Origin of the sequence: Vibrio sp. 10N.222.46.A1, assembly GCF_041473595.1 — a bacterium.
Lineage (GTDB): Bacteria > Pseudomonadota > Gammaproteobacteria > Enterobacterales > Vibrionaceae > Vibrio > Vibrio tasmaniensis_A.
Window position 1 is genome coordinate 1 of the sequence record NZ_JBFRSN010000110.1, and the last position, 341, is coordinate 341.

1 protein-coding gene is annotated in these 341 nt (G+C 47.2%); it reads left to right on the plus strand.

The window, feature by feature from the left end; genetic code table 11:
• A partial coding sequence (locus AB4496_RS03995; protein ID WP_372130609.1) for a calcium-binding protein occupies window positions 1-341 on the plus strand: 341 nt, incomplete at both ends.

The window sequence follows — 341 nt, forward strand, 5'->3', positions numbered from 1 at the left end:
GCTGTCTTGGACCAAAATACTGGGCAAGCGTCTAACCAAGATGCGATAAACACTTATATTAAAGATGTTTTCACTCAAGGTCGCGATTCGAACGTAATACTTAACCCTAACCAAGGTGAAGATAGTGAGATAGCTGCTACTAATAACAGTACAGCAAACTTGGATGTTGCTCATGGTGGCGGCGGTAGTGACTATATCTACGGAGAAGGTGGCTCAGACGTTATATTCGGCGGGTCAGGCGATGACGTCATTGATGGCGGTGAAGGTAACGATGGTCTTCGAGGCGGTACGGGTCACGATACACTTAGAGGCGGATCTGGCGATGATATTCTTATCGGTGG